29 protein-coding genes are annotated in these 25,827 nt (G+C 43.6%); 1 reads left to right on the top strand and 28 read right to left on the bottom strand.

Annotated elements, in window-relative coordinates; all coding sequences use genetic code 11:
• Window positions 1-324: 324 nt before the first annotated feature.
• The 3 genes from AC50X8_RS26675 to AC50X8_RS26665 form a co-directional block, all read right to left on the bottom strand.
• A complete protein-coding gene (locus AC50X8_RS26675; protein WP_494882583.1) occupies window positions 325-1,572 on the bottom strand; it encodes an S-layer homology domain-containing protein in 1,248 nt (415 codons plus the stop codon).
• A 78-nt stretch (window positions 1,573-1,650) separates the two neighbouring features.
• Window positions 1,651-2,232, bottom strand: coding sequence for a hypothetical protein (locus AC50X8_RS26670; protein ID WP_494882581.1), 582 nt, complete (start codon window positions 2,230-2,232; stop codon window positions 1,651-1,653).
• 321 nt (window positions 2,233-2,553) lie between these two features.
• Complete coding sequence (locus tag AC50X8_RS26665) at window positions 2,554-2,805, bottom strand: hypothetical protein (RefSeq protein WP_494882579.1); 252 nt, start codon at window positions 2,803-2,805, stop codon at window positions 2,554-2,556.
• Between the two features lie 159 nt (window positions 2,806-2,964).
• Between AC50X8_RS26665 and AC50X8_RS26660 the strand changes: the two genes are divergently transcribed.
• Entirely contained in the window at window positions 2,965-4,002 is a 1,038-nt protein-coding gene (locus AC50X8_RS26660) for a beta family protein (protein WP_494882577.1), read from the top strand.
• On the opposite strand, the gene AC50X8_RS26655 is transcribed toward AC50X8_RS26660, so the two are convergent.
• The 25 genes from AC50X8_RS26655 to AC50X8_RS26535 form a co-directional block, all read right to left on the bottom strand.
• Entirely contained in the window at window positions 3,926-4,552 is a 627-nt protein-coding gene (locus tag AC50X8_RS26655) for a sce7726 family protein (protein ID WP_494882575.1), read from the bottom strand. The two genes, AC50X8_RS26660 and AC50X8_RS26655, sit on opposite strands and share 77 nt — an antisense overlap.
• A 429-nt stretch (window positions 4,553-4,981) precedes the next feature.
• Complete coding sequence (locus tag AC50X8_RS26650; protein WP_494882570.1) at window positions 4,982-5,368, bottom strand: type II toxin-antitoxin system death-on-curing family toxin; 387 nt, start codon at window positions 5,366-5,368, stop codon at window positions 4,982-4,984.
• Window positions 5,368-5,508, bottom strand: a complete 141-nt coding sequence (locus AC50X8_RS26645) for a hypothetical protein (protein WP_494882565.1) — start codon at window positions 5,506-5,508, stop codon at window positions 5,368-5,370. The genes AC50X8_RS26650 and AC50X8_RS26645 overlap by 1 nt, the downstream gene beginning before the upstream one ends.
• 162 nt (window positions 5,509-5,670) lie before the next feature.
• Window positions 5,671-6,459, bottom strand: a complete 789-nt coding sequence (locus AC50X8_RS26640) for a GNAT family N-acetyltransferase (protein WP_494882563.1) — start codon at window positions 6,457-6,459, stop codon at window positions 5,671-5,673.
• On the bottom strand, window positions 6,460-6,723 hold the full coding sequence (locus tag AC50X8_RS26635) for a hypothetical protein (RefSeq protein WP_494882561.1): 264 nt from the start codon (window positions 6,721-6,723) through the stop codon (window positions 6,460-6,462).
• The gene (locus AC50X8_RS26630; RefSeq protein WP_494882559.1) at window positions 6,713-7,270 is read right to left on the bottom strand and encodes a 5' nucleotidase, NT5C type; all 558 of its coding nucleotides are present in this window, start codon (window positions 7,268-7,270) and stop codon (window positions 6,713-6,715) included. The genes AC50X8_RS26635 and AC50X8_RS26630 overlap by 11 nt, the downstream gene beginning before the upstream one ends.
• 25 nt (window positions 7,271-7,295) lie before the next feature.
• A complete protein-coding gene (locus AC50X8_RS26625) occupies window positions 7,296-7,775 on the bottom strand; it encodes a hypothetical protein (RefSeq protein WP_494882557.1) in 480 nt (159 codons plus the stop codon).
• Window positions 7,772-8,158, bottom strand: coding sequence for a hypothetical protein (locus AC50X8_RS26620; protein ID WP_494882555.1), 387 nt, complete (start codon window positions 8,156-8,158; stop codon window positions 7,772-7,774). Before AC50X8_RS26620 ends, AC50X8_RS26625 begins: the two co-directional genes overlap by 4 nt.
• 49 nt (window positions 8,159-8,207) lie before the next feature.
• Window positions 8,208-8,366, bottom strand: coding sequence for a hypothetical protein (locus tag AC50X8_RS26615; protein WP_494882553.1), 159 nt, complete (start codon window positions 8,364-8,366; stop codon window positions 8,208-8,210).
• Window positions 8,367-8,399: 33 nt separating this feature from the next.
• Complete coding sequence (locus AC50X8_RS26610; protein WP_494882551.1) at window positions 8,400-9,278, bottom strand: hypothetical protein; 879 nt, start codon at window positions 9,276-9,278, stop codon at window positions 8,400-8,402.
• 4 nt (window positions 9,279-9,282) lie between these two features.
• Window positions 9,283-10,266: a hypothetical protein gene (locus tag AC50X8_RS26605; RefSeq protein WP_494882549.1), complete on the bottom strand. Its 984-nt coding sequence runs from the start codon at window positions 10,264-10,266 to the stop codon at window positions 9,283-9,285.
• Window positions 10,250-11,740, bottom strand: a complete 1,491-nt coding sequence (locus tag AC50X8_RS26600) for an ATPase, T2SS/T4P/T4SS family (protein WP_494882547.1) — start codon at window positions 11,738-11,740, stop codon at window positions 10,250-10,252. The genes AC50X8_RS26605 and AC50X8_RS26600 overlap by 17 nt, the downstream gene beginning before the upstream one ends.
• On the bottom strand, window positions 11,713-12,876 hold the full coding sequence (locus AC50X8_RS26595; protein WP_494882545.1) for a CpaE/TadZ family protein: 1,164 nt from the start codon (window positions 12,874-12,876) through the stop codon (window positions 11,713-11,715). Before AC50X8_RS26595 ends, AC50X8_RS26600 begins: the two co-directional genes overlap by 28 nt.
• A complete protein-coding gene (locus AC50X8_RS26590; protein WP_494882543.1) occupies window positions 12,873-13,568 on the bottom strand; it encodes an SAF domain-containing protein in 696 nt (231 codons plus the stop codon). The genes AC50X8_RS26595 and AC50X8_RS26590 overlap by 4 nt, the downstream gene beginning before the upstream one ends.
• Window positions 13,565-13,945 carry a hypothetical protein gene (locus AC50X8_RS26585; RefSeq protein ID WP_494882541.1) on the bottom strand — a complete coding sequence of 127 codons (381 nt, stop codon included), beginning with the start codon at window positions 13,943-13,945 and terminating at the stop codon, window positions 13,565-13,567. The genes AC50X8_RS26590 and AC50X8_RS26585 overlap by 4 nt, the downstream gene beginning before the upstream one ends.
• Window positions 13,946-14,135: 190 nt before the next feature.
• Entirely contained in the window at window positions 14,136-15,041 is a 906-nt protein-coding gene (locus AC50X8_RS26580; protein ID WP_494882539.1) for an AAA family ATPase, read from the bottom strand.
• On the bottom strand, window positions 15,025-15,216 hold the full coding sequence (locus tag AC50X8_RS26575) for a hypothetical protein (RefSeq protein WP_494882537.1): 192 nt from the start codon (window positions 15,214-15,216) through the stop codon (window positions 15,025-15,027). Before AC50X8_RS26575 ends, AC50X8_RS26580 begins: the two co-directional genes overlap by 17 nt.
• A gap of 302 nt (window positions 15,217-15,518) precedes the next feature.
• Entirely contained in the window at window positions 15,519-17,642 is a 2,124-nt protein-coding gene (locus tag AC50X8_RS26570; protein WP_494882535.1) for an FtsK/SpoIIIE domain-containing protein, read from the bottom strand.
• Between the two features lie 4 nt (window positions 17,643-17,646).
• Window positions 17,647-17,901 carry a hypothetical protein gene (locus AC50X8_RS26565; RefSeq protein WP_430161373.1) on the bottom strand — a complete coding sequence of 85 codons (255 nt, stop codon included), beginning with the start codon at window positions 17,899-17,901 and terminating at the stop codon, window positions 17,647-17,649.
• 12 nt (window positions 17,902-17,913) lie between these two features.
• Window positions 17,914-19,023: a M23 family metallopeptidase gene (locus AC50X8_RS26560; RefSeq protein ID WP_430161372.1), complete on the bottom strand. Its 1,110-nt coding sequence runs from the start codon at window positions 19,021-19,023 to the stop codon at window positions 17,914-17,916.
• A gap of 5 nt (window positions 19,024-19,028) precedes the next feature.
• Complete coding sequence (locus tag AC50X8_RS26555; protein ID WP_494882532.1) at window positions 19,029-20,885, bottom strand: TraG/VirB4 family ATPase; 1,857 nt, start codon at window positions 20,883-20,885, stop codon at window positions 19,029-19,031.
• Complete coding sequence (locus AC50X8_RS26550; protein ID WP_494882530.1) at window positions 20,857-22,785, bottom strand: P-loop NTPase family protein; 1,929 nt, start codon at window positions 22,783-22,785, stop codon at window positions 20,857-20,859. The genes AC50X8_RS26555 and AC50X8_RS26550 overlap by 29 nt, the downstream gene beginning before the upstream one ends.
• A complete protein-coding gene (locus AC50X8_RS26545) occupies window positions 22,782-25,058 on the bottom strand; it encodes a hypothetical protein (RefSeq protein ID WP_494882528.1) in 2,277 nt (758 codons plus the stop codon). The genes AC50X8_RS26550 and AC50X8_RS26545 overlap by 4 nt, the downstream gene beginning before the upstream one ends.
• Window positions 25,058-25,384, bottom strand: coding sequence for a hypothetical protein (locus AC50X8_RS26540; RefSeq protein ID WP_494882526.1), 327 nt, complete (start codon window positions 25,382-25,384; stop codon window positions 25,058-25,060). Before AC50X8_RS26540 ends, AC50X8_RS26545 begins: the two co-directional genes overlap by 1 nt.
• Window positions 25,384-25,785: a hypothetical protein gene (locus AC50X8_RS26535; RefSeq protein WP_430161367.1), complete on the bottom strand. Its 402-nt coding sequence runs from the start codon at window positions 25,783-25,785 to the stop codon at window positions 25,384-25,386. The genes AC50X8_RS26540 and AC50X8_RS26535 overlap by 1 nt, the downstream gene beginning before the upstream one ends.
• Between the last annotated feature and the right edge of the window lie 42 nt (window positions 25,786-25,827).

Here is a 25,827-nt window from a genome sequence, read left to right as displayed (position 1 = left end):
TTAAATCCATTTCACTGCCACTTAAAGTATCAATCGTAATCTTATTGCTTAGTATCTTGCCGCTCAGTTGCCCTTTATTAACCATTGATATGGTTTTATCAGTAACTACCGCCTTCCATACCTCATATGATTTAATTTTATATCCGGTCGGCACGGTAATCGACTCACTTGAAACATTACTCATCGTTGATGAATTACTAAAACTTGAAGAGACATTAAGCTTGTAACTATTAATAATGTCTTCAGTAGCAGCGTATGAAAAAGGCGTAAGCGGAAATCCGCCTACGCCTATCAGCAACACCAATAGCATTGCAATTATTCGGTTTATTTGTACCATATGTCTTTAACCTCCGTGAGATAAATTTGAGATTTTTTATCTCCAAAACCCATACCAAACTTTTCTAAATGAATAGAAACACCGCCCAGCTCTTTGATTTGATTTTTGATATAAATCTTATCGACAAATTCAAGTCTATAATTATGGCCTGTTTCACCCGCACTTAACAAAGTAGCGTTTGTAAAAAGACCTTGACGTTCCTTTAAGGACTTATCAGTGTAATTATATTTTTTGTCCAGATAAGCTACACCAGAATCACCGGCAACATACATATAGAAGCTTCCCTGAATATTTTCTAACCCGCCCGAATCAAGACTTTTACCTATTAATTTATATGCAAAGATATACCCTTTGCTCCCACTGGATGTTGCTCCACCCAAATAATAGGTCGCTCCCTCTAAATATTCAGCAAAATATCCATTCTTATCAGCCGGGTCTAGTACTATTAACTTGTCGATCGTAACTTGATAGCTAGATTTGATTTTCTCAACATGAGGAAAAGAGACTAAATCATCTTGCTGGAACATTGTAATCATATTATGCCGATGCCAAGCAATCTCAGCTGCACTAGAGGCACCCTGATCTGTTGTTAGTTGCCCGCCGCTAGCCAGTTTAAGCAGCCGTGTAACAATAACAGCAGCCTGAGCACGCGTAGTCGTACCATATGGATCGATCGTATCCGCTTTAGTACCAGTACGCGACAACAATCCTGCATTAACTGCGCGGAACATCAGCTCCTCTGCCGATAGCTTGGCACCACGGTACTCAGCATTTGCTCCACGTATGGCCAGCTTGGCCATCTCGGCACGGGTTACCGGTTTATTAATATCGCCCGCAAAATCGCCGGCTACATAAATTTTATTATCTAACAGGGCCGTTTGATAAGCTGTGTACCATGGCTTGCCTGCTGGGCTTGCAGCTGGCGCTATTTTATTGGTGAGCGCTATAACCTTCAGCAGCTCGGCGCGAGTAATCGGATTTTGCGGTTTAAAGGTCTGATCCGGATACCCATTTAATACACCTGCCTTTACCGCAGCCTCTATCGATTCCTTGGCCCAATGACCCGAAATATCCTTAAAGGCCGGTACCGCAGCAGCTGCAACAACTATGTTCTGTCCAGGCTTAACTGTAATGCCAAAACCGGCCAGCATACTGACTGCCAAAAATACAGCGATAATCTTCTTCATAACTACCACTCCCTTATATTGGTATATCGGTTCAAGCAGCTCTTCCATTAAGCAAATCTCCCGATAATACAATGTTAATGTACAAAACACTGTCATTAGTAAGCATTTAGTATGCAAAAAGTAAGCCTATTTCACTGGCGGCAGTTTAATAATTTCCCCTTCAACCACTTCCAGAGCGTCCTTTAATGTAGGTATCATTTTATTAACCGTATCCAACATGGCTACTTCCATAACTTTAAGAGAAGATTCCATACTTTCAGGTGATAGAGAAAATTTAATTGAAGATATAATAGGGTTCTTCAACTTATTCGCAGTGTCAGCTGCAGCAATTTGTTGATTAACATTTAATGCAACTTGTAACTTATCAAATTCTCGATGTACTTCAAGAACTTTTTCAATTAGCACTTCAAACTCCTCATACGGGAATAACGAGCTCTGCATAAAAACATCTCCGGAACGAAAAGAATTAAAATAGTATTTTTTATTGGTTTCAAAATACTCCAGATTGCGTTTTAACTCCATTCGCATATTTTTAAGGATCTTATCGCGCTGGATTTGCTCGTTTTTCAACTGCACACTTTGTTGAAATTTCAGACTTGTCTTTGCCCCATACCTCGCTCCATAAAGGCCGATTAACGCACTTACAATCATAATACAAGCCGGCCAGATGATAGATGTAAAAATAGGATCCAAAATAATGATTACCATCGCTTCCTCTCTGATGCCTTAGATTCAAATATACATATTCTAAAGCAAATTCTGTAAATAAGGAAGTTTAGTCTAATATTCTTTTTACTACCATAACAGGAATCGTTTTCACATGCTTCTTCTTACGCTCAGGTAAGACCATAATAACGAGACCCAATACAATAAAAGCAAATATGACGATTTGTACAATTTTAATCAATTCGTCATTGATCATTTTGGCACCTCCGATATTTATTATCTTGAATTATAACCATCAATATTCAAGATGTAAATAGCGAGCTGCCCTTTACAAAAAAAATTGGCGAACAGACTACTTAAAGTCTACTCGCCATTTTCAATATTTGTATTGGTTTCTGGAGCTAGACCGAATTTCTTCATAAGTTTATTCGCTCTTGTCTCTTGATCGGTATTAATTAGCGTTCCAAGTTTAATATTTTGCTCTTTAGCTTCTATTTCTAAAGCTTCCCACTGGGAATCAGTTAAATACAACGTAATAGAACGTTTACGTTTTTGAGACTGAGCCCTTCTCCCAGCGCCTGTTCTTGCCCCTCCCCATTGACTAGGCCTATCCATTAGGTTTTCCTCCCCCTAAACCCCAATATATTCTTTTCTTGCAATATTCGGCATAATAGTTCTTGTTTCGTCATTATATTCCTCTTATACTAAAGACATACGCCTGAAGACCTAAACTCAATCTTCAACCGATGGAGATACATTAAGGAGTGAGTCATGATGGATAATAGAAAATATTTGCCTATCTTGAAATGGAAATCTGGAGAAAAAGCCGCTTTAGACAATCTATTTCATGAGCAGCAGGCACTTATTTGTCCTGTTCTGGAAATCGTTGAGCCAGTGGATCCCCAGCAACTACATCAGGAGTTAACAGAGAACTTTAACAATATGCCTCTTTATGTAGACATGTACTATGTCGATGAAGATGGACAATTAATAAACTCCCTAATGGATATGGTTCATGGCTCCTCTTCTTCCATATTCCCAGTGCTCTACTACGAACAATTTCCTCAGGTTGCAGACCACATTGCCCCTCTGACTGAAAGATGCTTAATACGTATACCCGTACCTGAAGATATTTATGGAGATGGATATGATCAAATCTTCTCTACTCTCGCAAAATGGCAGCAAGATAAAGGGATTACGTTAGATATCATGCTTGATCTTTACTACATTGAGGACAAGAAGAAAGGAAATCTGTTATTTACAGAGCTTAAATCTGTTTTAAATTCACACATATTGAACAATAGTGCTTTTGGCAATATTGTAATTGCTTCAACTTGCTTCCCCGATAAACTCTCTGACCTCGCTTCTGGAGAAGATCTGTTTATAGATCGTCTTGAAATGAAAATCTATGAAACGATTTTAAATCACTCTGCCTACAGCTCCTTACGAGACAAACTACTTTTTTCTGACTACGGAGTAACCAGGTTTACAGAAACCGAAATTGATTTCTCGCGAATGAAGTATGGCCCGTTACCAAAAGTCCGTTACACTATCCCTAATCAATATTGGATTCTCAAGGGAAAAAGAAATAACGATACGAAACAAATGATACGCACTTCCGTAACAATGGCTGCAGAAATCTTAAATTCCGAGTACTACTATGGTGAATCCTTCTCTTTTGGAGATAAAGAAATTAAAGATAGGGCCCTAGGTTTAAGAGGCCCTGGAAATAATACTAACTGGGTAACGATAGCTGCAAATCACCATATAGCTGTTGTAACGGAAGAGCTCTCCAGGCTTCACGATTCTTAAGTTTTAAACGAATAAAAGAGGCGATCGTTTCTTTCTCAATTTGTTGCGAGACTAAAAGCCCAAGAGCAAGCCGCGACTTGCTCTTGAGGCCTTTTTTTATGCCGTGTGAATTTAATAACTCAATCAGTTCGTCTTTCCATAATAGCTGGGAGAGATCAAAGGACTGATTGCTCTTATTCTTCTTTGCCTTCCTAACTGTTCGAAGTGAAGCGCCCATTTTACCGCTCTTTATACAATCTATTCCCCACCATTTTGGTACCACAGCTCGCGCTTTTGACAAATGAACCTCTGAAAGAACTATAGTCATAGTATCAAACACACGATTGTAATATTCAATTTGAGACTGCAATCTGTCTAGATTATCTCTCTCACTTTTTATTTCATAACCGTGTAGTTTTCCATTAATTACAGCGACATCAATTCTTGCGGCACCCGAGCATACGTCCAACTCGTTAACGACAACCGTTGTAGGATCTGTAATAAAATCCTCTTTTTTAAGTAGCTCTGCATATAAGTATTTACGAATATCAGAGTCTCGCAACTTCTCCATATAATCATCCTAACCTTCGTTACTTGAGCAGTATATTGATGCCTTACATTGATGATGAGCTACATTTTTTTACATGTAATTCAGATTGCTTGACCAATGCCTCTTCTGGCTTTTGCCGTCCTTAACTCATACGTCCAGAAGTGCCATCTCTGCTTCATTCACTATTTCATCCGCTCAACCTTCATCATGTTTTGGCATAAGAACACCTGCCCGTCATATAATGACTGCATTTTTTTACATGAAAAAGTAATCAATTAAGTTGACTTTAGTATATACGTTTCGGCTAACTTTATAAAGCTTATTAGGATATTCTTGGCTGAAGAACTACGACCTAATTTACTAAACTCTCATCCATATGGTTACGTTACGACCCCGCCGACAAATAAAAAAGCACAATAACCAGAAAGGAACATTGCGCTTTTTCTTCTATTAGTTTCGTAACGAATTGTGTGCAAGCCAATCCGTTAACTTATGAACATCCATCTTCCCTTGGGCTACAGCAATAGCCACATCAAAGAGCTCCGCCCAGTCCGCATCCAGCTCGTAACCATTAATACTCAAGAAGGTATAGGTCACCACTACAGCTGTCCGCTTGTTTCCATCGTTAAAAGCATGAGCTATAGCAATGCCGTAAAAATACACTGCTGCCTTAAAAAACAAACCAGGATACTGCTCTTCTCCGAAATATTCCGTAAACGGCTTTTCGGCTAGTAGCTCAAGGTATCCTGGTTCTTTTGTTCCGGTAAGACCACCGTACTTTTGAAGCTGCAGATCATGGATCTTACTAATTTGTGAGGCCGTTAATCCGATGACCATTAGTTTTTAGCCAGCTTTTCAAGCGTTTTATCGTATTTCTCCATCCCTTGAAGAGCTGCCTTAAGAATAGCCTCGTCACTGACTTTCTTCACGTTGTTCGCTTGCTTATCAATCGCCATATCTTCATCCCTTTCCTTCACATTACCCACCTCCTAGATTTAAGCCTTACCGATTCGATAAAGTGCCATACCTAATTAACCAAGGTGAGTTTTACATCAAAAAGTAATCATTTTTGTTGACTATAGTATATACGTTTAGACTGGATTTATAAAGCTCATCTACTACCCCAAGGATTATTTAAATCATTGACTGGATGACTGGATCCCTTTAACACCATTCCTATAGGTAACCGAACTCAGTTGAAATCCATTTGATTTTAAAATAGCATTCATTGGGTTTTTTGGCGTGGAATCCGTTGCAGTTGTTAGAAACTGATATCCATGTTTAAAGGCATATTCTTTGACAGAATTCATCAGTGTTTTAAAAACACCTTGACCCCTAAACTCTGGGTACACATATGCCATCCATAACTCACAGGTCTTTTCGTCTAAAGCACTAAAAGACACGAATCCTTTGAACACCGATTCATCATCCCCATCAACAACAAAGAATACTTTTTTACCTAAAAAGTACCATGAAGGATCAAAGCCGTTTAAATCAAATTCAAACGACATTCTAACGGCACATTCGCCTACGAGACGGTAGACCATGTCTCTAAAGTAATATGAAACTTTGCTGGATGTGTTGGATGTATCTGATTCCCAGAAGTGGATCACAGGGTTCGGATAACATTTTACCGAGTGTGCTTCATCTTTATTAGCCTGAGTACCAGAATTAACGAGCCCTCTGACATCAAGCAAATAATGATTATATGTTGAAATAAATTCTTTCAAGTAAAAATTAAACTCTTCTTCTGTAAGTCTAGAAAGCAGCGAAGCAGATACGTTTCCAACCGCATAGTGTAGAAAACCAGGTATCAGTAGGGAATGGTTTTCTACCATAATTTGAAGCTCTGCATGTGAATCAACTTTATAAGCTAACGCTGGTTGAAGCTTCCCGTTAACATACATGTTCCTTGTTCCTAATTCCATTTACTTTCCTTCTCCTTTCAACACATCTTGAACAAAAGCATCCACGCTCTCTCTATAGCCTTGTAAATCATTAAATTTAAACAACTTATCTTTAATTCTATTGAGCTCATTTAGCTGATGTCCTGTTTTTAACTCGCTATAATCCCCTTCAGCGGTGCCGGGCAATAGAACATCCTTCAGCGTTGCTGCATATACGAGTTCCCCGTACCAACGGGAGTTTTTATTAATATTCAGGTAAGCCCTGACAACCTGATTATTGCTCATAGGCCCTCTGCTGACTGTACCCCGTGATAACACGGTATATTTCAGACCATGTGTGCACCCTATAATATTGACCGCTTCGTTTCATTTCTTGATTCCAGGGCTTATCAACCAGAATTTTAACGGGGCAGATAGAAGAAAGTATATTTTCGAGCTTATCATCAACTATAATATCGCCGTGCAACAGTTCCTTCCTTTTAATCGGAAGCACATTTTCGTAGGGCACAAAAGGAAAATGCTCTCGTAACCATTCAATTTTATCCACGATCCCCAGCTTGGGCGAAGAGGTAGCAACGATGAAATCATACCCCTCATCGATTAGCCGCTTTACGTACGATTGAGCATCTTCAATTCTTGGAAGGCTACGATAAAAATGGGGCAAGTCATAGTATTTAGCGATACTTGTTCCCGGCTTCACACAATCAACCATTTCAAAATCCGTAATTTGAGAAAACTCAAGTCGTTCCCCATATTCACGGTTGTATAGATCTATTGCCGGCAGCGTCGCTTCGGCAAGCACGTCATCAGAATCACAAATGATCCTTATCATTGCACATCACCCTCTGTATTTATTTTCATTCAACATACTCATGGCTGCTACCCACGATATATTCAAAGTCGTCCGACAGGCCGTAATAGCGCGGATGCTTAACCTTGACCACCGCGACAACGGATGGACCTTGCAAGACATCCATGTAGTAATAAGGTGGACCCGAGTTATAAAGCTGTGGGAATGAGCCACTTTCTACTCGGTCAAAGAGAACGAGCTCGATGGGATCCTTCCACGTGCTATTCCCCATAGGCTGCCATTCCGGATTCAATCGATTAGAACGTTCAATGGATTCACGAAAAACACGTTCTGCCGCTGCCGTGAACGAAACACGACCTTGTTCCAATTCTTCCTGATTGACTTGAATAGCTGCATCATGTGTAGCCACGTCCATCGTTTCCTTCAATTGAGTACTCAGCTTAATTTTTAAAGCCTCATCGGATCTTTGTATGTTGAAAGATAATATAACTGGCGTCATCAGGATTAAAATAAGTATCCACTTCATGTTGCGCTCTCAATATGTTCGCTCATGATGCTAACCGGATAATAATAATCTCGCGGTTCATTTGCTTCAAAAAGATCGAAAATCTGTGTTCGTCCTTGCGGATACCGCAAGGAAATTTCAATTAGAGCTCCCCGCTCCACCGTTGAAGACGGGCCTAAAAGCTCTACCTTTGATCGATCAAAATTCATTTTTTCTAGACTAGCTAGTGTTTTCTCACGAATCTCAGCCGTCATACGACCTTCCAACGCAACCAAATGAGCCGTTTCAAACGCCTTGCGCTGCAGCATTTGATCTCGGTGCTGGACGGTTTGCTCGACAGAAGGCTGAAAAATGAAGTACAGGAAATAGACCACTGTTAATAGCAAACCTATAATCGATTTCATAAAAAGAGCCAGCCGATCTGATGACCGACTGGCACCCCTCCTTTACTACTTATTGGCCAGGCATCGTAATGGACTTGCTGATTTCCCAAGCCGCCTTCTTCTGTTCCGTTCCCATTGCAGCAACCCCATCATCTTCATTCGAAATATTCGCAATAAACATTCCGAATGTAAACACAATAGCCAATACCGTAACTAGAATTTTTTCCATTAAATAAAATCTCCTTTCGGTTTTAAACCGATTTTATTGGGTGAAGACATAGGTACCTTGATAGACACTGGTAACAACAATTGCAAAATTAACGACGGTCAGCGTAGCGCTTGAAGCTAAGACAACTCCTATATAATGATTAAGCTTCAGCTTTTTCCGACGCCGTTGGCGCCTAAAATCCAGAAAGGTTTCGTAATTTTTTTCGAGCAAATCCACGGCCTGCTCCGGATTAGACTCACTGATTTTCACCAGAATATCGCTTAACGTTTTCGCTTCCTTTGTGCCCACGATTTCTCCGATGGCTTTAAAGGCAGCATTACCTTCAATGCGGTAATCAGACAACATTTGATCAATATCGTTTCCAAGTACCGTCGTATACTCCCGGTATTCCTGCAGCTTGTCATAGACGCTCTTATAATAACCTTCCGTTTCCACTTGATAATCATTGACCAACAACATATAAATTTGAGTGACTTCGTTATTTTTTTGCTGGTTTTTCTCTTTTCCCGCCATGGACAATAACAACCGCACAGGAAAGTAGCGACTCCTGGTTAGCGAGGCCAGATATAAAACCGCAATGATCAACATAAGTTTGGTCGGATAGGTCTTGTTAATGAGTATCCCCGCATGCACGCCTACAATCGCAACCATAAAAGCGATGTCGCGCCAAAAGCGATACGACCAAGCTGTCATTTTTTCGGGTAATCCAGCAAAAGAGAAAGCATCTTTTAAATGGTCGTCCGCGTATAAAGCCTCAATTCGCGGACGATAGCCTCCTGCTGCTTTTCTCATACTGTCCCAGAGCTTAGGCGGTGGGCTTCGCCTCCTCACATAATAAATCTCCCTTACAATAAAGAACGTGGCTATCATCATCACAAGGTAAAGCACAGCCTTGAAGCTTAGCACATACATGTTCCTACACCTCTATTTTAGGTTTGGATAATACGATTGACGTTAAAAGGCCTACAAAGATCGCGATCACACATAGGATAAGAGCCAACAGTGCGCGTGGTTCATCGAGCAGGATTTTCAGCAAGGAAACGTCAATAACCAGGCTCAATCCATAAAGAGCAAGTGGTACACAAAACAAGGGAAACAAACCCATAATGACCGTTTCAGAAGCATCGGACTTTTCAGATTCAACGATCTGGCCGAAGGTTGTCATATCACTATGGATTTTTTGCAGCGCCTTCTCAATGTTCAGGTTTTCTTTAGCCGCTTTGATGAACATTACCCCGAGCTGCCTTCCCCAACTGCCTGGGACTTGATAGGTGAAAAGCTCTACCGCTTCCTTTATAGCCATCTTGCCTTCAAGCTGCAAAACAGAAACCATTGAGCTTACCGTTCGTTTCATCGGCCCCTCCAGCTCATCTCCCAATTCATATAACGTTTGATACAGATCCGCTTCGTGATGAGCAGCACGATATTTCAACAACAGCTTCTCCACAAACGACATCAGCGCATAGCCATTCTCATATCGCAGAACGTACAACCGTACCCTTAACCAGCAATAGGGAAGAAAAGCTATGATGGTCGCATAACGAAAGGCGTCAAAATTCCATAAAAAATGGAGCTGTAATGAAAATCGATCTCCCGCATAGCCCATTAATAAAATAGAGTAGACGATAGCAAAAAGGGTCATACTCTTGGCTAGAAACTGGTTCACCGTATGACGATTGAACCGAGGTGTCGTCGATCGTAACAGCAGCTCAAGATGTGTAAAATAACGCGAGCCCTTCTCTGCTTCCAGCGGTTTGACCATAAGATAGGCTGGTGTCCGCCACTTCAGCAGCAAACGTTCAAATACAGCACCCGTTAGCCGGTAAGTAGAGTAGGCGTAAATAAAGATTAGCAAAACTTTTATGACGCCCAAGGCAGCCAGATCAAACGACTGGAACATGGGTTAATTCCTCCTTGTGCTGAGCCAATGATTGTCCCTGAAGGGGATAGGCTTGCGCAAGTTCTTCTAGTTCCCTCAAAGCAGTTGTAGCGAGCAGAGGGTCCTGTTCAAACAATTTTTTTCGAATGGAATCCGATACTCCCGCGCTGAAGGTGTATTGATCTGTAAGGTCATCGTAGCGCATGAAATCATGCGTGCTTATTTCATTTGTGAACGGATCCACACGGAACTCTGAAATCTGATAGAGCTGCTTAGAACCATCCGATCGTTCTCGCCAAACGAAACCGATGTCCAGATTGCGTGCCACTCGGATTAATTCCTCTGCATAAAGCCGGCTCGGGAATCGCTGTAGAATGAGCCGTGTAATTTGCCCTGGAATGTTCTCGATTTGCTCCGTATGATACGTTGTAATGGACCCGCCCTTGCTCCGCTCGCAGGCTAGCATATACAATTCCGCTTCAATGCTTCGCAGCTCAGGAATAATAGCAAAATCATAGTCGGAACGTAGGACCTGCCGAAACACGTCATCATAATCCGCTTCCGTTCGGACAATGAATTCTAAAATTTGATGATCCGGGTGAAGATCACTTAATTTCAATTCAGAAAAATCATGTTCGATGACAACCGTCACCTTGCCCTTTTTCATCCTTTCCGCAGACATGGCTATCGTAAAGGTAGACTTACCGGATTTAGGAGCTCCTGTGTTAACGACATTTAAACGAGCTCTTGAGAGAGCCAGTACGAATGCATAAATGTTCGCCGGCATGCTCCCAAGCCCCACATAATGTTCGATTCTCGGGTTTCTCATCGTATAGTTCCTGAAAATGACCATTGGTTTCCGTGCCCGCGGCGGTATAATCATGGTCACGCGTGTCCCATCATCCATTTCCAACTCGAGCGTGGGTTTAAATTGATTAATATGGGCATGCTCATCTTTCATTTTGATTTTGTTTATGACGTTTTCAATGACATATTCCTCTGATTCGTATTCGAAGGACTGGAGGGGATCGCTTTCCCCAGGAATGTCAAAGTAAATCTTAGTTCCGATAATTTTAGCAGCCTCTGACTTGTGAAAGAGAGGATGTGCCCACCACAACGATATAGGCCCCAAACCCAAAGTTTCTTGAAAGAGCGCTTCGGTCAATGATTTATAGTAACGAGGGTACGATGTGCCTTGCAGTTGAGATAATCGCACAAACTCCTCGATTTCCTCTTTAAAAATACGTACCGCTTCTTTTTTCCCAACAACCGCATCATGCTGTAATTTCTGCCATTTTTGAATATCAGCTTCTTTACGTGTTTTCATTTTCTCTTGTAGATGTTTGATGACTTGCTTACATAAACGTTTAAAATGCATCGGATCCGCCTCATGTAGTTTTGCAGCAGAAGCTTCCGCCTCACGAGCATGGATTAACTCGCTGATATGAAAGTCTTTCTCTCGCCACTCTACTTGCCGAGCAGTGCTTGCCACCATCCTTTTCGCCCTCCTTCCGCAAGTTGCGGCAATTTGTAACGTGCTTGCAAAAGCTCCGAAATGGCACGAACGCCTTCCAGGTAAAGCTTATTGTCCGTCGTTGTCAGCAGCCGTTGCTCTGCTTCGCAGAGATGACCTTGTTCGCCCAAGTCAGGCAACACACCAAGAGACGCAACCTCCATTTTCTTTTCGATTAAGCGAGCGTCACCGCGTGTTGCATGGTAATGATTCAAAATCATCATGAACGACATTTTCTCTCCACCGTTAACAAGCTGAAGCACAGGACTGAACTGCTGCCACATGTGCAAAGCAGCCGGTTGTTGCGTCGTCACGACTACCCGCATATCTGCCTGCATGAGCGCTTGTAAACATAAGTTGTTATCCGGGTTACACCCTGCATCAATCATGACAATATCAAAACGCGACCTTGCCGCCGCAATCAAATGCTCAATGGCATCTGCCGAATAGCGATAACGTTTGGTCAGATCAGCATTGCCGGCTAGATAATGAAACTTTGGAAAAGCATGCATATGACTCTCGAGCTCTTCCGGAGTTAGCACATGGATCTGGGTATGCAGTTGGTTAAGAAGGCTTCCCTTATACGCCACATACTGATCACCAGGCGTGAAAGCATTAAAAGAAAGGACGCCAATTTTTGCCGTCGTTGTACCAGCAAGCTGCTCAGCTAAGCCTAGAACGGTTGTTGTAACGCCAACCTGCCCCAGCGTGCCCAGGAAAGCGATCACCTTCCCTTGATAGACATCAGGCGCTATATAGCCGCCCAAGAAGCTGCTATGCAGTTTTTGAGCGATTTGCTCCACGGTATGTTTGGGAGGCACGTCCAAAATGCCCAGCTTCCTGCAGATTAAAGATGCTTCTTCGGCAGATGCTATATTGGCCGAATAGCTAATCAGATAAGCGATTTTAGAATCAGGAAATCGATCGATTAGCGACTCCAACTCAAACGGCTTGACGAACCGATCACTAATCACTACCAAATCGAAAATGGTAGCTGAAACAGCGCTCGTTCCGGACACTACTTGCTCCTTTGTCAGGGCAGTTACATCCTCAACAGGCAGCTGCTTTAAGCGATCAGTTAGCGCAACATCCAGCCCAATACATGCCACTTTTTTCATGATGTGTACCCCACAATAAACTCATATCCTTCTGATGCTAATTGCGATAAGGCAGCCAACTGATCAGGTGCAAGTTCAAGCTCAAGCTTGCGCCCCCGAACGGTGGCATCCACCCGGATATTCGGATTTTTATTTTGTTCCGTAGCTTCTACTTCTGATGCTCCCGAGTCTTTGTAATACGCTACAACAATACTGGATAACACTTCGATGTTTTCCTTCTTTTTCTCTGCCAGCCCTGTTTCGCTATCTATGCTCAACCGATCACTGTAAATAGCAGTTAGAGTCACCCGATCTAGACGTCGCAAACTGCCCGGCACAGAGAGTAACCAATCATCTGGAATCTCAACAATTTGTGCACCGGGAGATCGCAGCAACGCCGTTTTATCGACCCGATTGAGCGTTAACTGATCTCCCGCTTCAATTAACTGCAGCGCCTCTTTACCTACGAAGAGCTCCCGTTGATTGGTTGCGCCGTTAATCTTCATGTTATTCTTGATTTCGACCAAAACTAAATCATCAATTTCGATTTTCTCATGTGGAATAATTTGTCTGGTGGCAATGACTACCCAGCTCGTATCCACATCTTTTGACCACTTGATGTCTAACATGTACATCAAGCTCAGCGAGCCAAGCATGCACAGCACATATAAAAAAATACGATTTAACTTTTTGAATTCCATTCTCCACTTCATCCCAGTTCCTCCGTGTTCATCATTTTGAGCCATTGCCTGCGCAGCTGCTCTACTGCCATTTCAGCACCTTGCCAGTAGATCACATCAAGTAGTTGTTCGAGCATAACTTCAAACTCTTTTTTTGCCGATGGATCAACATGCGACCCTAAATTTGAAGGCCGAATGAGCAGCAGACACGTCTCTTCAAGGCTTTTCACTTGGCTGATCAATTTGATGTCAGCCAAAACGGCAACATCCTGCTCCGTTAGTTGACGTCGCTGATTGTCCTTTCGTTGAAAGACATAACCATTCTGCTCCATGAGCTGCAGCCAGCGCCGCAGGCTGCTCTCCGCCATATCCAGCCGATCCGATACTTCTTTCATGGTCAGTTCAATCATCGGCTTCCCCCTTTCTGTAAACCAGCAGAACAACACGTAACGGTGGTGAGCGTTTATTCCGCTTCATACCATCCCTCCCCACAAAGAAAGCTACCCGCATAACGGATAGCTTCATTGCAAATTTGTGATAATCCAATCATAAAGGGATATGAACATCGAAAAGTACGCATTTAGTATGCAAAAAGTATGATCATTTTTCTGAAGCGCGACCCTCTGGGAAGTACTCTTGCATCCCTTCAACAATAAGCCCAATATGCAGGACCTCTTTTCGCAAGATGGCTTTACGTTTGGCTTTGAGAAAAACTTGTTCTATTTCCGCGAAGGTACAGCCTTTAAACAGCTCCCTGGCTTGATTGACCACCTCTGCAGGCAAGGATGGCGCTTTCCAAATCTTCCGGATGTACATTTCAACATCCGCTTCCCCTGGTACCAAGAAGGTCATTTTGGTATCGAAGCGACGGCTAACCGCTGGATCGATGTCCCCATTAAGATTCGTGGCTGCCATGATCACGCCATCGCTATTAAACTCATCCATGCACTGTAACAGCGTATTGACTACACGAGACATTTCCTGCACATCCTGCTGTCCACCTCGTTTACGTGCAATGGCGTCAAATTCATCCATAAATACGACACAAGGCATCTTCTTCGCATACTCAAAGATTTTACGAATGTTCGTCGCTGTCTCCCCCAAATGGCTGGCAATTATCGTATCCAAGCGAACCATAACAAGCGGCAGCTGAAGCTTATAGGCTAAGTAATAAGCACTGATCGTCTTCCCCGTTCCAGGTGGGCCAAACAGGAGTAATTTTGTTGGTAACGGGATCCCTTCTTGGAAGAAGAGTTCCCGACTCTCATAAATTTCAAGAAGCTCGCCAAGCATTTGATCGTTTTCGTCACTCAAGACCAGCATCTTTGCTTTTTCTTTTGATTCAGCAGGCGTGTACAATGCCCCCATTGCAATCCCACTGTTCGTCGGTAACGTCTGCATCTGCTGATAGTGATGACGCTGCGTATATTTCTCCGCTTCCACTTGTATGGCTTCCGCCGTTATTTCATCGCCGGCCGCAACAAACTTTCTAGACAGCTGATTCAATCGCTTGCTTAAATCCAGCGTGATCAGCTGCCTGTACCCGATCAATAATTTTCTTCAATTCAGGCATAATCGTTACGGCCATTAAATAATCACCCCAATAACAAAATGGGTTAAAAATAAAAAGGATAGTACCGCCGAGTGCAAAAGGACAACGCCGCCCGTTATGACTGCCCATTTAAAATACTGTTTGGTTAAGCTCCAAATGAAAAAAACAAATCCCACAATCCCTGCTACCGTCATTATCAGCCCTATTAGCACACTCATCATATGTTCGTTTCTCCTCCCTATTTGCAAATAAATGCCTCATTTTTTCAGTTCCCGTTTTTGGTTCCCGCTTTTTTCGTCATATACAAATCACAAATAACCCCTTATGTATCAAGGAGTTTCGGATTTTTTTTATTGGGAACTAAACCGGGAACTAATAACGGGAACTAAAGATGGGAACTAAAAAAATTAGGGAAGCTTTTTAGCATTCCGTTATGCCACTTCCGAGTTCTCTTGAAGGAAAGCATCCATCCGCTCTTCACTCCAGGCTAGCATGTATCCCGTCCTCGGACTGGTGGGAGCAAGCAAAAACCCTTCCATTACCAGCACCTGCATGTACTCAATAATTTTTTGTTTCCGGACTTGCAGAACTTCTTGCAAATCGGCAGATTTAGCAGCTCGAACGGAACATATATACATTTTCATTCTTAGCAGATCGCTGTCCGCAGTTGAAACCTCATCGGCATCGAGCTGCTGATCACGAATCAGTGGCCGCATATTGGTCGTGGAATCAAATGGCCCTATGATTCCTTCTTGCGTCATGCGCGTAGCATAAGCAGCTGCCTCAGAAAAACCGCAACGAAGCAATTTTTGGACATCTTTGATAGCTAAACCGCCTTTGGCCTTCACAACTTCCAAAACACGGTCGTATTCACTTAATTCGGTGAGACCCTCTTCCGCCGGTCCATTTATCGCCTGATCCGTTTCTGGCTCCACATCAGATTGCTGCTCCTGCCAGTCCCTTTCTTCTGACAATTCTTCCGATTCATTACCCTCTTCTATAGACCAGGCTGCTTGCCGATCCGCTTCAGACTTGCTAATCCAATCACGCTTGAGCGCTTCGAGAAAACCTGTTGACTCATCATCTTTAATGCTAATAGAAGCTGACTGGAAGCGTTCAAGGACGCCCCCGTTTATCATACTCACTCCGTCACCATAACCAAGTAAATGAGGAGCTCCTCCATCCAATAGCGTTCGATAATCAGCAGACGAATTCAACTTAAAGGCAATTCGGGAAGGCAAATTTGCCTTTATGACTCCTGTCACAACGTCCACACTTGGACGCTGTGTACCCAAAATTAAATGGATACCAGCAGCTCTTGCCATTTGCGTAATCCGCATGACCCCTTCCTCCACTTCCGCTCCACTAACCACCATTAAATCAGCGTACTCATCTATGACAACGACAATATAAGGGAGCTTTTCTTCGCCCGATGCTATTAAATTGTAGGCTTCAATATTCCGGACCCGCATTTTTTCAAACACTTCGTATCGCCGTTCCATCTCCACAATAACCTTTGAAAGAGCCTGCATCGCTCTACGCATATCCGTAATCGGCGGAGATAATAAATGGGGATAGCCGTTAAAAACGGAGAGCTCCACTTTTTTTGGATCAATGAGCAGGAGCCGTAATTCATCGGGTGTTCGAGTCAAAAGCAGCGAGCTCAATAAAACATTAATACAAACAGACTTCCCGGATCCGGTTGCGCCAGCAATGAGTAGATGAGGCATTTTCGCCAAATCGTGCAAGACAGGTTTCCCATACACATCTCTACCAAATACGACAGGGAGCGCTACTTTTTTCGCAAATTCCTGTAATTCACTTGCTAAATCTCGTAAATACACAAGAGCCCGCTGCTGCTGTGGGATGACAAACGTTGCAGCACTTTTAAACCTTGTCGTGGAGCGAATATCAAATCCTTTACTGTGGCCTAAGTGATTGGCTATGTCATCCCTCTTAGATGACAATTTACTTAACTGCACCTTGGCCGGCAACTGAAAGGTAACGGACTGCAGGGTTGGACCAGACATAATCTCCAGTAACTCAACATCCCCCTCAATCGTGAAGCCTGCCAATTGCAGTGCGTCCGAAAGGATGGGGCCTGCCGTCTCCATCGTCAAGGAAGATTGCACTGTAGGATTTGGATTAGCAGGTAGCATTGCATACACCCCGCTGAGCGCTTCTTTTGACATATTTATTACGCTCACAGATGCCGGTATTGTATCTTGTGAAGGAGAGCTTTGATTCGCTTGATGGCTATCTTGATAGGTCTCAACAGCTATCATTTTCGCAGGCTCTGCTTTTGGTTTAATTAATTGACGAAGAAACACAAAAAATTTTGAGCGATTATTCCAGCCCCAATTAATCGCTGCTGGAATGGCTACAAAGCAGGTGAATAGGAGTATCGAAAAAGGAATCACTTTTGCTGCTAATTGCTGAAGATTAGCAGGCACCTCCAGAAACTGTAGACCCACGCCAGCTACAAGTGACACACCACTCACCTTTGTAATAAACTGTCCAAAACTCTCTTTTTGAGGCTGCTCCTTGCCATCCATCCGCTCATCCTCCCTGCATCATATCCCTAATAAGTTCTCGGAGTTGAGCGCTCATCTGTTGCGCATTTTGGCGAACCAACGGCCACCACTCTCCTGCTTCATCGTTTGCAAAAGCAAACACATCGCTGATATTTTTTACAATCATAAAAATGAGAAAAAGACCGATGATATGCCATAACCATTTGGGAATCACGATGTTGGTTCCATGCCGATGCAAGAACCAAAGTACCAATCCAACGAGTAATACCAACGTATACATAGCATCATTCCTTTATAATTTTGAAATGGTCTTATAAAACTTGGACACACCAATCCACCAGCCAGCATGCTCTGCATAATAACCACGGGGGTTGTCTTTAGCGCTCAGCCATTCAATCGCATTGCGCCCGGCCGGCCGATCCTCAGAGAGCTTAACGATGGTCTTGGCCGCAATCAGTGCTGAGCGCTCAGTCGTCAGTGTCGCGCCACGGCCGCTGCACCAGCAGCCAAAGACATTCCACGGATTTTTAACGATAAGCGCTGCGTTTTTGCGATTAGCCGGCACAAACGATTGCTCCTGTCCTGTAATCGCTATAAGTAGATGGGGATCCACATTTTGCTGCCGTCCAGCTGCATCGATCGCTTGCAAAATGGCAACATCAGCTAGCGCTGATTTCTTCCCTTCCAAATAGGCTTTTACTTCTGCAATTTTAAGTGATCGATAAGACAGATCGCCTGGCAGCTGCGAACTAGGCTGAACGTAATCCAAGGGATTAACCCGCTTGCCATTTAGCTTAATTTCAAAATGTAGATGAGGCCCCGTTGATCGCCCCACCTTGCCAGCACCGATTAGACCGATCCGCTGCCCCTTACCAACCTGATCGCCCGGCTTTACATCCATCCGAGCGTCCAAATGCCCGTATATGCTGACGAGACCGCTGCCGTGATCAATATAGATCGCTCGCCCATAACCACTCACGTTACCAGCAACCGTAACCACACCGGCCGCCATAGCATAGATCGGCTGTAGCTCCGTTTTAGGAGCACCGTCCGCGATATCAATGCCACCATGCGCTTCCGCTCCTGCACCTATGTTTCGTATTCCAAAATAAGAACTAATCCTTGTAATGGTAGGGACAGGCCACATATATTCACTGCCATCTTCCTCTAGACGTACCGGCGCCCATCCCGCTTCCATACCTGTCTGATTACTCAGGCTTCCCTCTTGAGCGAATAATAAAAAAGGCAAAAAGGTCAAACCAATAATGAGCAGTACAAACAAAAGAGCTAAGATAATCGCGATAATGGCTAGGACGCTGGAAGAACCGAGAGCTGCAATGATTTGATAAACTTTCCTCGCCTGCTGCACCGTCTTTACGGTTTTCAGTACTTTATCTTGCATAAGCGCTACCCTACCTGCTTCAGGCCACGCGTTTTGTACAATCTACTTTCTTCAGCCGGCACAGTCATGAGTAACTCATCGAATTTTTTGTGATACTCCAAAACATATCGATTCGTTCCTTCATTTTCAGATATTCGTTCCTGAATCTCCAATGGAACGCTTGAATGATTAGCCAACTTACGGATGGCGGAGCGCTCCATATAGAAATAAACACGGACGCTTGTATTTTCCCACATACCTTCGCCTTCAGCCGTATCCAGCATAATGGCTGGCGTATTGGAGCCAAGGATCATCATGCCGTTCCATTTCCTAATAGCTGTATACCAGTCAAAAATCTCTCGCCGCATTTCTGGGTTTTTCGTTTGTCGTTGACCCTCATCCACCACAACAGCAGAAAAGCGGACGCCTTCAAATTTAAGCCACTGAATGTTGGAGTTAACCACTTCAAATGACATCGACATCTTTAATTGCGCTTGCTTCGCGAGTTCGTTTTTATCATCCTTACTTGTTTGCCCTCCGCCTACTTTATAGACAGTGAGTCTCGTTTTCTTAGATTCAAATTCTATTTTCTCTTCCATGCTGAAGATGCCTTTGTATATCCCAATGAAGTAAATACGAACCGCTTTATAAAGACTATCTGCGTCTGTGTTCCCTTCCGCAGCTGCCTTTTCGATCTCTCTAAATGCAAGGTGTATAGTGGGGCGTTCACCTTTAAAAGGCGCATTCCAGGTAGACGGGTTCTTTTCATCGATACCTGCTTGCTTCATCACTCGTTCAATAGCTTCGCCGCACTCAAACAGTTGTTCTTTTGTAAGACCATCTGCCAACAACGAAAAAGTTCGAACGCCGTTATCCATGGCTTTCTTGTATCGGTTACGGTTGAACTCTACGCAATCCAAGTCCAGCTCCGGTAGAGCTGCCATAATGGTTAACGGCTCAAAATATCGCCCTTGATCGGAAGTATGATCAATATAAGTACCGCCAACATAGGCGCATAGGTCTCGCCACTCCCCATCTAGATCAAAAACAAATACATAGATGCCCTCTTCTAACAGGGAAACAACAAGTGCTTTAAGGAAATAGGATTTCCCTTCTCCGGACTTGCCAAAAACCGTAATATTCTGAGCTCTCGGATCGTCCGGATCGCAAATGTTTTTAAAAGTGAATGATCCGTCCTCCGTCCGCTGCCCGAAATAAACACCTTGACCATCAGAAGAAGAACCTCTTGTCATGGGATAAGTGCGAGCCGCAACCGTATCTGTTGTCACTTGGCCATAATGATGCTTTTCGAAAAATTCACCTGCAGGTGTATGCATATCATGTGCAGGCCCCGTTTGCTTCAATGCCTCCATTTGCTCATACTCTAGCGCGTTTAGGGTGCCGTCTTTATCATCAAACCAGCGTTCCAGCTTAGCCTGCACGGCATGCAACTGATGCTTTTTGGGTGCCATAATGGTCAAGAACGTATGAACATCAATCAATTTACGATTGTCATCACTCTTGGCATCTCGCAGCGCGATAATGGTATCCCTTGCCTGCACTTCCGCCTTTCGCACGGGATCATCAGGCGGCGTCGAATCGATAGATTTATTCAGCCGCTTCAGTTTATTTTTCATGGATTGATTCCAGGTAACACCACTGCTCGCGTACCGGATTGTTTTACGCAAGGTAGCGCCTTCTGCTGTCACAAGCACATCGAGCTTGTCCAAATAACCAGCCACAATAACGGGCGTATAATTTTGAATCATTAGAACACGAACGTAATGCCCGCTTTGCTTATCGGAAGCGTCGAGAACGTTGACCACCGTCTCGGTAGGAGCCTTTTCCCATCGTTTAATTAGCTTTTTCGTCGCGCTCAGCATCGCTAGCATCCTCCCTTTCTTGCCTTAACAGCTGCGCCGCCTCCGGATGCAGGGCATAAGGCCGGCCATTGAACAACCAACGACTAGCATCTGAAAAGAAGGGAATAGAATAGGTCACTGATTTATCCCATTGTTCCTTCACAACTGCACTCAGCGGAGCTTGCATCGTTTCTTTCATTTGATTCAGCCACACTTCTCCAGACCACTCCTCAGCCGCCTGAACCCATTGCAGCCAGTGGTGATAGTCGTCATCTACAATGGCTATGGCCGTACCCAAACGGAATAACGCCTCACGTCCAGGATAATGAAAGGGCAAATCAACGATGACCGTCCCCCTCTTTTTTAGCTCCGCCAACCTTTGCGCCAGCTCCTCCAAATGTAGAATACGCTTGGGTATAGGCAGCCAAAGCTCGAGTCCTGGCGCATTTCGTGTAATCCAAAGCTCCCAACCTTCCACTGGACTTTTAACCTGCAGTGGATTGAGGTAACTTAAAACACCCCGGTCCGGAGATAAATCAACTACAACCATTGATTTCTGCTCCTGGGCCTTTACCTGGTTCATGGCAACCGCCATATTGGCAGCCAAAAAAGACTTCCCTGTGGCAGCCGGTGAAGTCAGATAGGTAATGCCTTGAACAGGCGGTATGTGATTCGTTGACACTTTGGACTCTTGATCAGTTCCATCTTGCTCAGGTAAGGGATCATTAATCGGCTCTTTAGCCTTCTTATTGCGTTTTAAGCGCCTTAACTGCCTTGTACAAGCCTTAGAAGCAAAAACAAACCCGTTTGCCACTCTTTGTAGCAGAAACAAAATTGTGCGCCCTGCAGCCCCTAGCAATCGCAGGATAAACATACGCTTGCTCTTAACCGGTAATTCCTCAGACGAAGCAGCCACTTCGCTGAACTCCTCCGTTACGCTCTCTTGGATTTGCCTTTCTTCCTCGGCCATGTGTTCCAGTTGATCGACCGTGGAACCTTCTTCCGAATCCGACCAATCCCCTTCAGTAGATACCCACATCTTCCATGCTTGCGGATCCCACCAGCGACTCATGATTTCAGGCACTGCATAGCCAGATAAAATGGTGGAAGCATGTCCAGCCTCAGCTAAGGGATCCAACACCCGTTTTAATTTTTCTCGCAGCTCAGCCAGCATACGGAACCGTTTCAGTTCATTTTTATCTAATTCCTCTGGCTCATCATCCCGTTCTCGGATGTCGATGCGAAATTCTTTTATGGTCAATGTCAGGATATAGACGCTTCGTTTTGCAGTCTCCTTATCAGCTTGTCGTTTCCACAAGTCAATCCTGTTCTGCTTCAGCGTCTTCAAACCAAATGACTCAGTAGGCTGTTCCGATTTTTGTTTCCATAATTCCGTTTGATAATCGGGCACCATTTCCGCCGAAAGTCGGGCACTAAAACCTTCGGCTGCCATGGCTCTCAGAAATGCTTCAAAACCCTGGATTCGATTACTCTTCTGATTATAAACAGCCGTTTCCCAGGGATCTGCAGAGAGTCCTAACGCTACGTGAATGGTTTTACCGTTCCGGTAATACCAGCTCTCCTCTTCAATATTGTGAATAGGCTGCAGATCCACGCCCTGTTTTTTTTGCCGCATGTAATGCAGTCGGCGACGGCGCTTATAGGGCCAAGCCAGCATACGACTGATTAAACTCAAACCAACAATAAACAGCATGCCAGGTATCTTAATCCAATACGAGAAGGGGAAAATAAAAAGGAATAAGCTCCCGAGAAGCGAATTCCCGACAATCCAAATCATATCTTTATAATTTAGACCCAAGAAAATGACATCCTCACGAATATCTCCCATAAAGTAAGTGCTAAGCAGCTCGTTTTCCTTTTCGCGTAGTCGCTCCTGTTCCTGTTCAATATTATCGTTCATCCGCCTCCTCCTTTTTTCCCGTCTTTCGCTCTAATCATATCTGCCTGAAGTTGTTCAAAGCTGCCCATATTCATTCCCGTTAATGGTTGTTGGCCATTATCCACGGGTAAGCCATCTTTAATCACCATCGTTCTCCCTGTTTTTGTGCGCCAATAAGGGATCCTGTCATTGCGATATGCCTTATGGATCTCTTCGAAAACCCTGGTCTGAGATTCACGTACAAGTAAGCTATTCTCTGAAACATTTATTTCGAGTCCATCCTTTAATGCATCCGTCCCATGGTTCTGAATATAGTGGTGTAAACTTTCAATATATTGAGAACCTTTTGGTAGATCGAATCGTACAAACATCGCACTTTCTTTACGCATCTCTTGCAAGATAGGCACCATGACAGGAATCATCAAATCCGGAATCCAAAGCTCGCCATTGACTAGCTTGACTTGTTCCGTTGCAGGATGCTGCTTACCCAATCGTTGTAAGTGCTCGAATGCACTTGTCGCTTCGGTAGGGCTTAAGTTGTTGACCCTCGAATAAATCGGCAGTTTCCCTTTCACTTGATTCATGGTATTTTCGGTTTCCTCGTTGCCGCTAAAACGTTTGACTACTTTCTTCTCAACATCTAAAAACACACCATCTTTTTCATACCCCGGGCTAATGGTGCGAGCGATATTCGCCTTTTCAAATTCATGCAGGATAGGCTTTAAATTTTCATTATTACGGACAAGCATTTCGCCTCGTTGATAATTCCAATCCACCGCTTCTCCATATTTGGCATGTAAGGATGAAGCTAGGGAACGTGTTTCTTCTAGCTGATCTGGTTCGACCTTAATAACGGCACCTGGTGTAAAACCCTCTGGCTCTAATTGGTGAGCCACTTCATGCGAAGGGGTATCCATGATTAGACTAGTGTCATAATTAATCTCTGCACCAGCTCTATTTGCAACCACGGATCCCACTCTACTCTCCCAAACTTGTGGCTCAGCGTATTTAACGCCAGAAAGAGCCTCCGTAGCGCCTTTGGTCATGACCGCTTTCAATATTTTCTTCTGCGTCTCTCGTTCTTGCATTTTTCGGCCGACTTCAGCGAGTCGTTCACTTGATCGAGCCCAGCTTAGTCCTTTACGCTGCAGATTCTCCATTCCAAATCGTTTGCCCAGCGCATTTAAAGCCATCGAAGACTTATTGCCGAGTGCACCTAGCGTTTCTACAGCTTGACCTCCGTTTAGGCTCGTCGGCAAACGCGCTGCCTTCCAGCAAGGTTTTATCCAAACGTAAAAAAGAAGCACAACGAGCGCAATCGACGTTAGGGGAGTCGCAATAACAGGCGGAATGCCAATTGACGCTAAAAACCCTAGATCACTGCCATAATCACTTTGAGATTTTACAAAGACAGCCCAATAGGTAGCCATCAGCACACCCGCAATTTGAGTCCGGATATAAATGTTCAGGAATCCCAGTAGCGTCTCTAACTTCCCGGTAAAGGCAGCATAAGAAATCCATACCCCTACAAAGATATACATAATGATGAACACAAGGATTTTGACTGAAGCAATTAAAAATAGAGGATAGACGATGGTCATGGCATACATAACTAACGTAAGAATGCCGCCTTCTGAATCCGCCATGAGTTGCCCAAGCGTGAGCCCTGCATAGGAAGGATCCGTCACCGTATCAATTCCGACGACTAGCGATTTTAGAACTTCCTCGCCTGATAATGCTTCGTATTGAATATCCGTTGTTCCGATAATACCGGCAAGTATGGATTGCGTGACAAAATTAAGACCTACCCCAATAAAATTCATGACGGTTAAACTTGAAAAATTTGCAAGGAAACACCAGCCGAACACTTTCAACAACGTTTTCATCTCTTTTTTGCCCTGGATTACTTTTATTGCAATGACTAAAATGGCGAGAAAGAGAGAAGATAGGCTGAGTATGGAGAAAAAAGACCAACCTGCCTGCACAAAACTAATCTCAGCTAGCCTCGGCGTAAATAAAAATATTTTATTAAATGCCCCGTATACAGGGGTTAGCATTTCATCTGCGTAACTGACCACCATGCTATCAATCGCATCTTTAATGAGTTTACCGCTCATTAAATCTTTGAACGTCTGAGTAATTTCTCTGAACTGATTAGCCAGATCGTTAACCCAATCCGGTATATACCAGGATCCGCCTCCATCTTGCTCGCTACCTCCAGACGCAGACTCTTCGTTTTGTGTAGCAGCTGCTGCATTTACAACCGATAAGACTGAGACTATCCACGCTAGCACTATACTTGCCACCCCAAATCTATAAAGACTTGTACCAATCCTTTTGCAATTAAAAATAGGCCTGAACTCATGAAAAGGAAAATAATGAGCAAAGCAACCAGCATCCTACCCCAGAACTTTTTATCATTAAGGGGCGCATGCCCTAAACGCACGCGCCAAAAAAATGCAATTAGCTTCCAAACCCAATAAACGAGAGCAGCGGTACAAATGACAGTGCCCACCGATCCCGTTATAACGAGAAACCATTCCAATGTTTCTAACTGAGAAAAGTTTATGGTGTAAATTTTCTTCATTTCTTTGATGTAATCAATTTTGAGCGAAAGCATTAGGCATCGCCGCCAGAGCCAATGTCCAGTTTAACCGTCCATTCATAAATGTTACCAAGGAAATCAAACAATGCTCCTGATACGATGAGAAAGACGAAAAGGATAATAGCACCTGTACGGATCCAGAAATCTTTGTCTTTGAAATTCTTTTCACCTTTATTAACCTTGTAAAAAAAGGAGATCAAGCCCACAACTGTCCAAACAAGCAGGACAAATATAAAGATGGTAATCGGGACCATGATGAGATAAAAAGCAAAACCTAGGTTATCAATGACCGCCCAGTTAAATTTAAAGAATTTTTTCAACCGGTCCATCGGGTTTTCATCCCCGGCAGCATACGCGATTATAGGAATCATCCAAAGCAAGAGCGCAAGCGGGAACCACGCCATCCATTTTTTCATAACCAACACTTCCCTTTGTAGGATTTCTGTAGGGTTTGAACC

Source organism: Paenibacillus sp. JT22N15 (assembly GCF_059383755.1).
The sequence above is the reverse complement of the archived record's forward strand: the minus strand, read 5'-3'. Positions and strand labels throughout refer to the sequence as shown.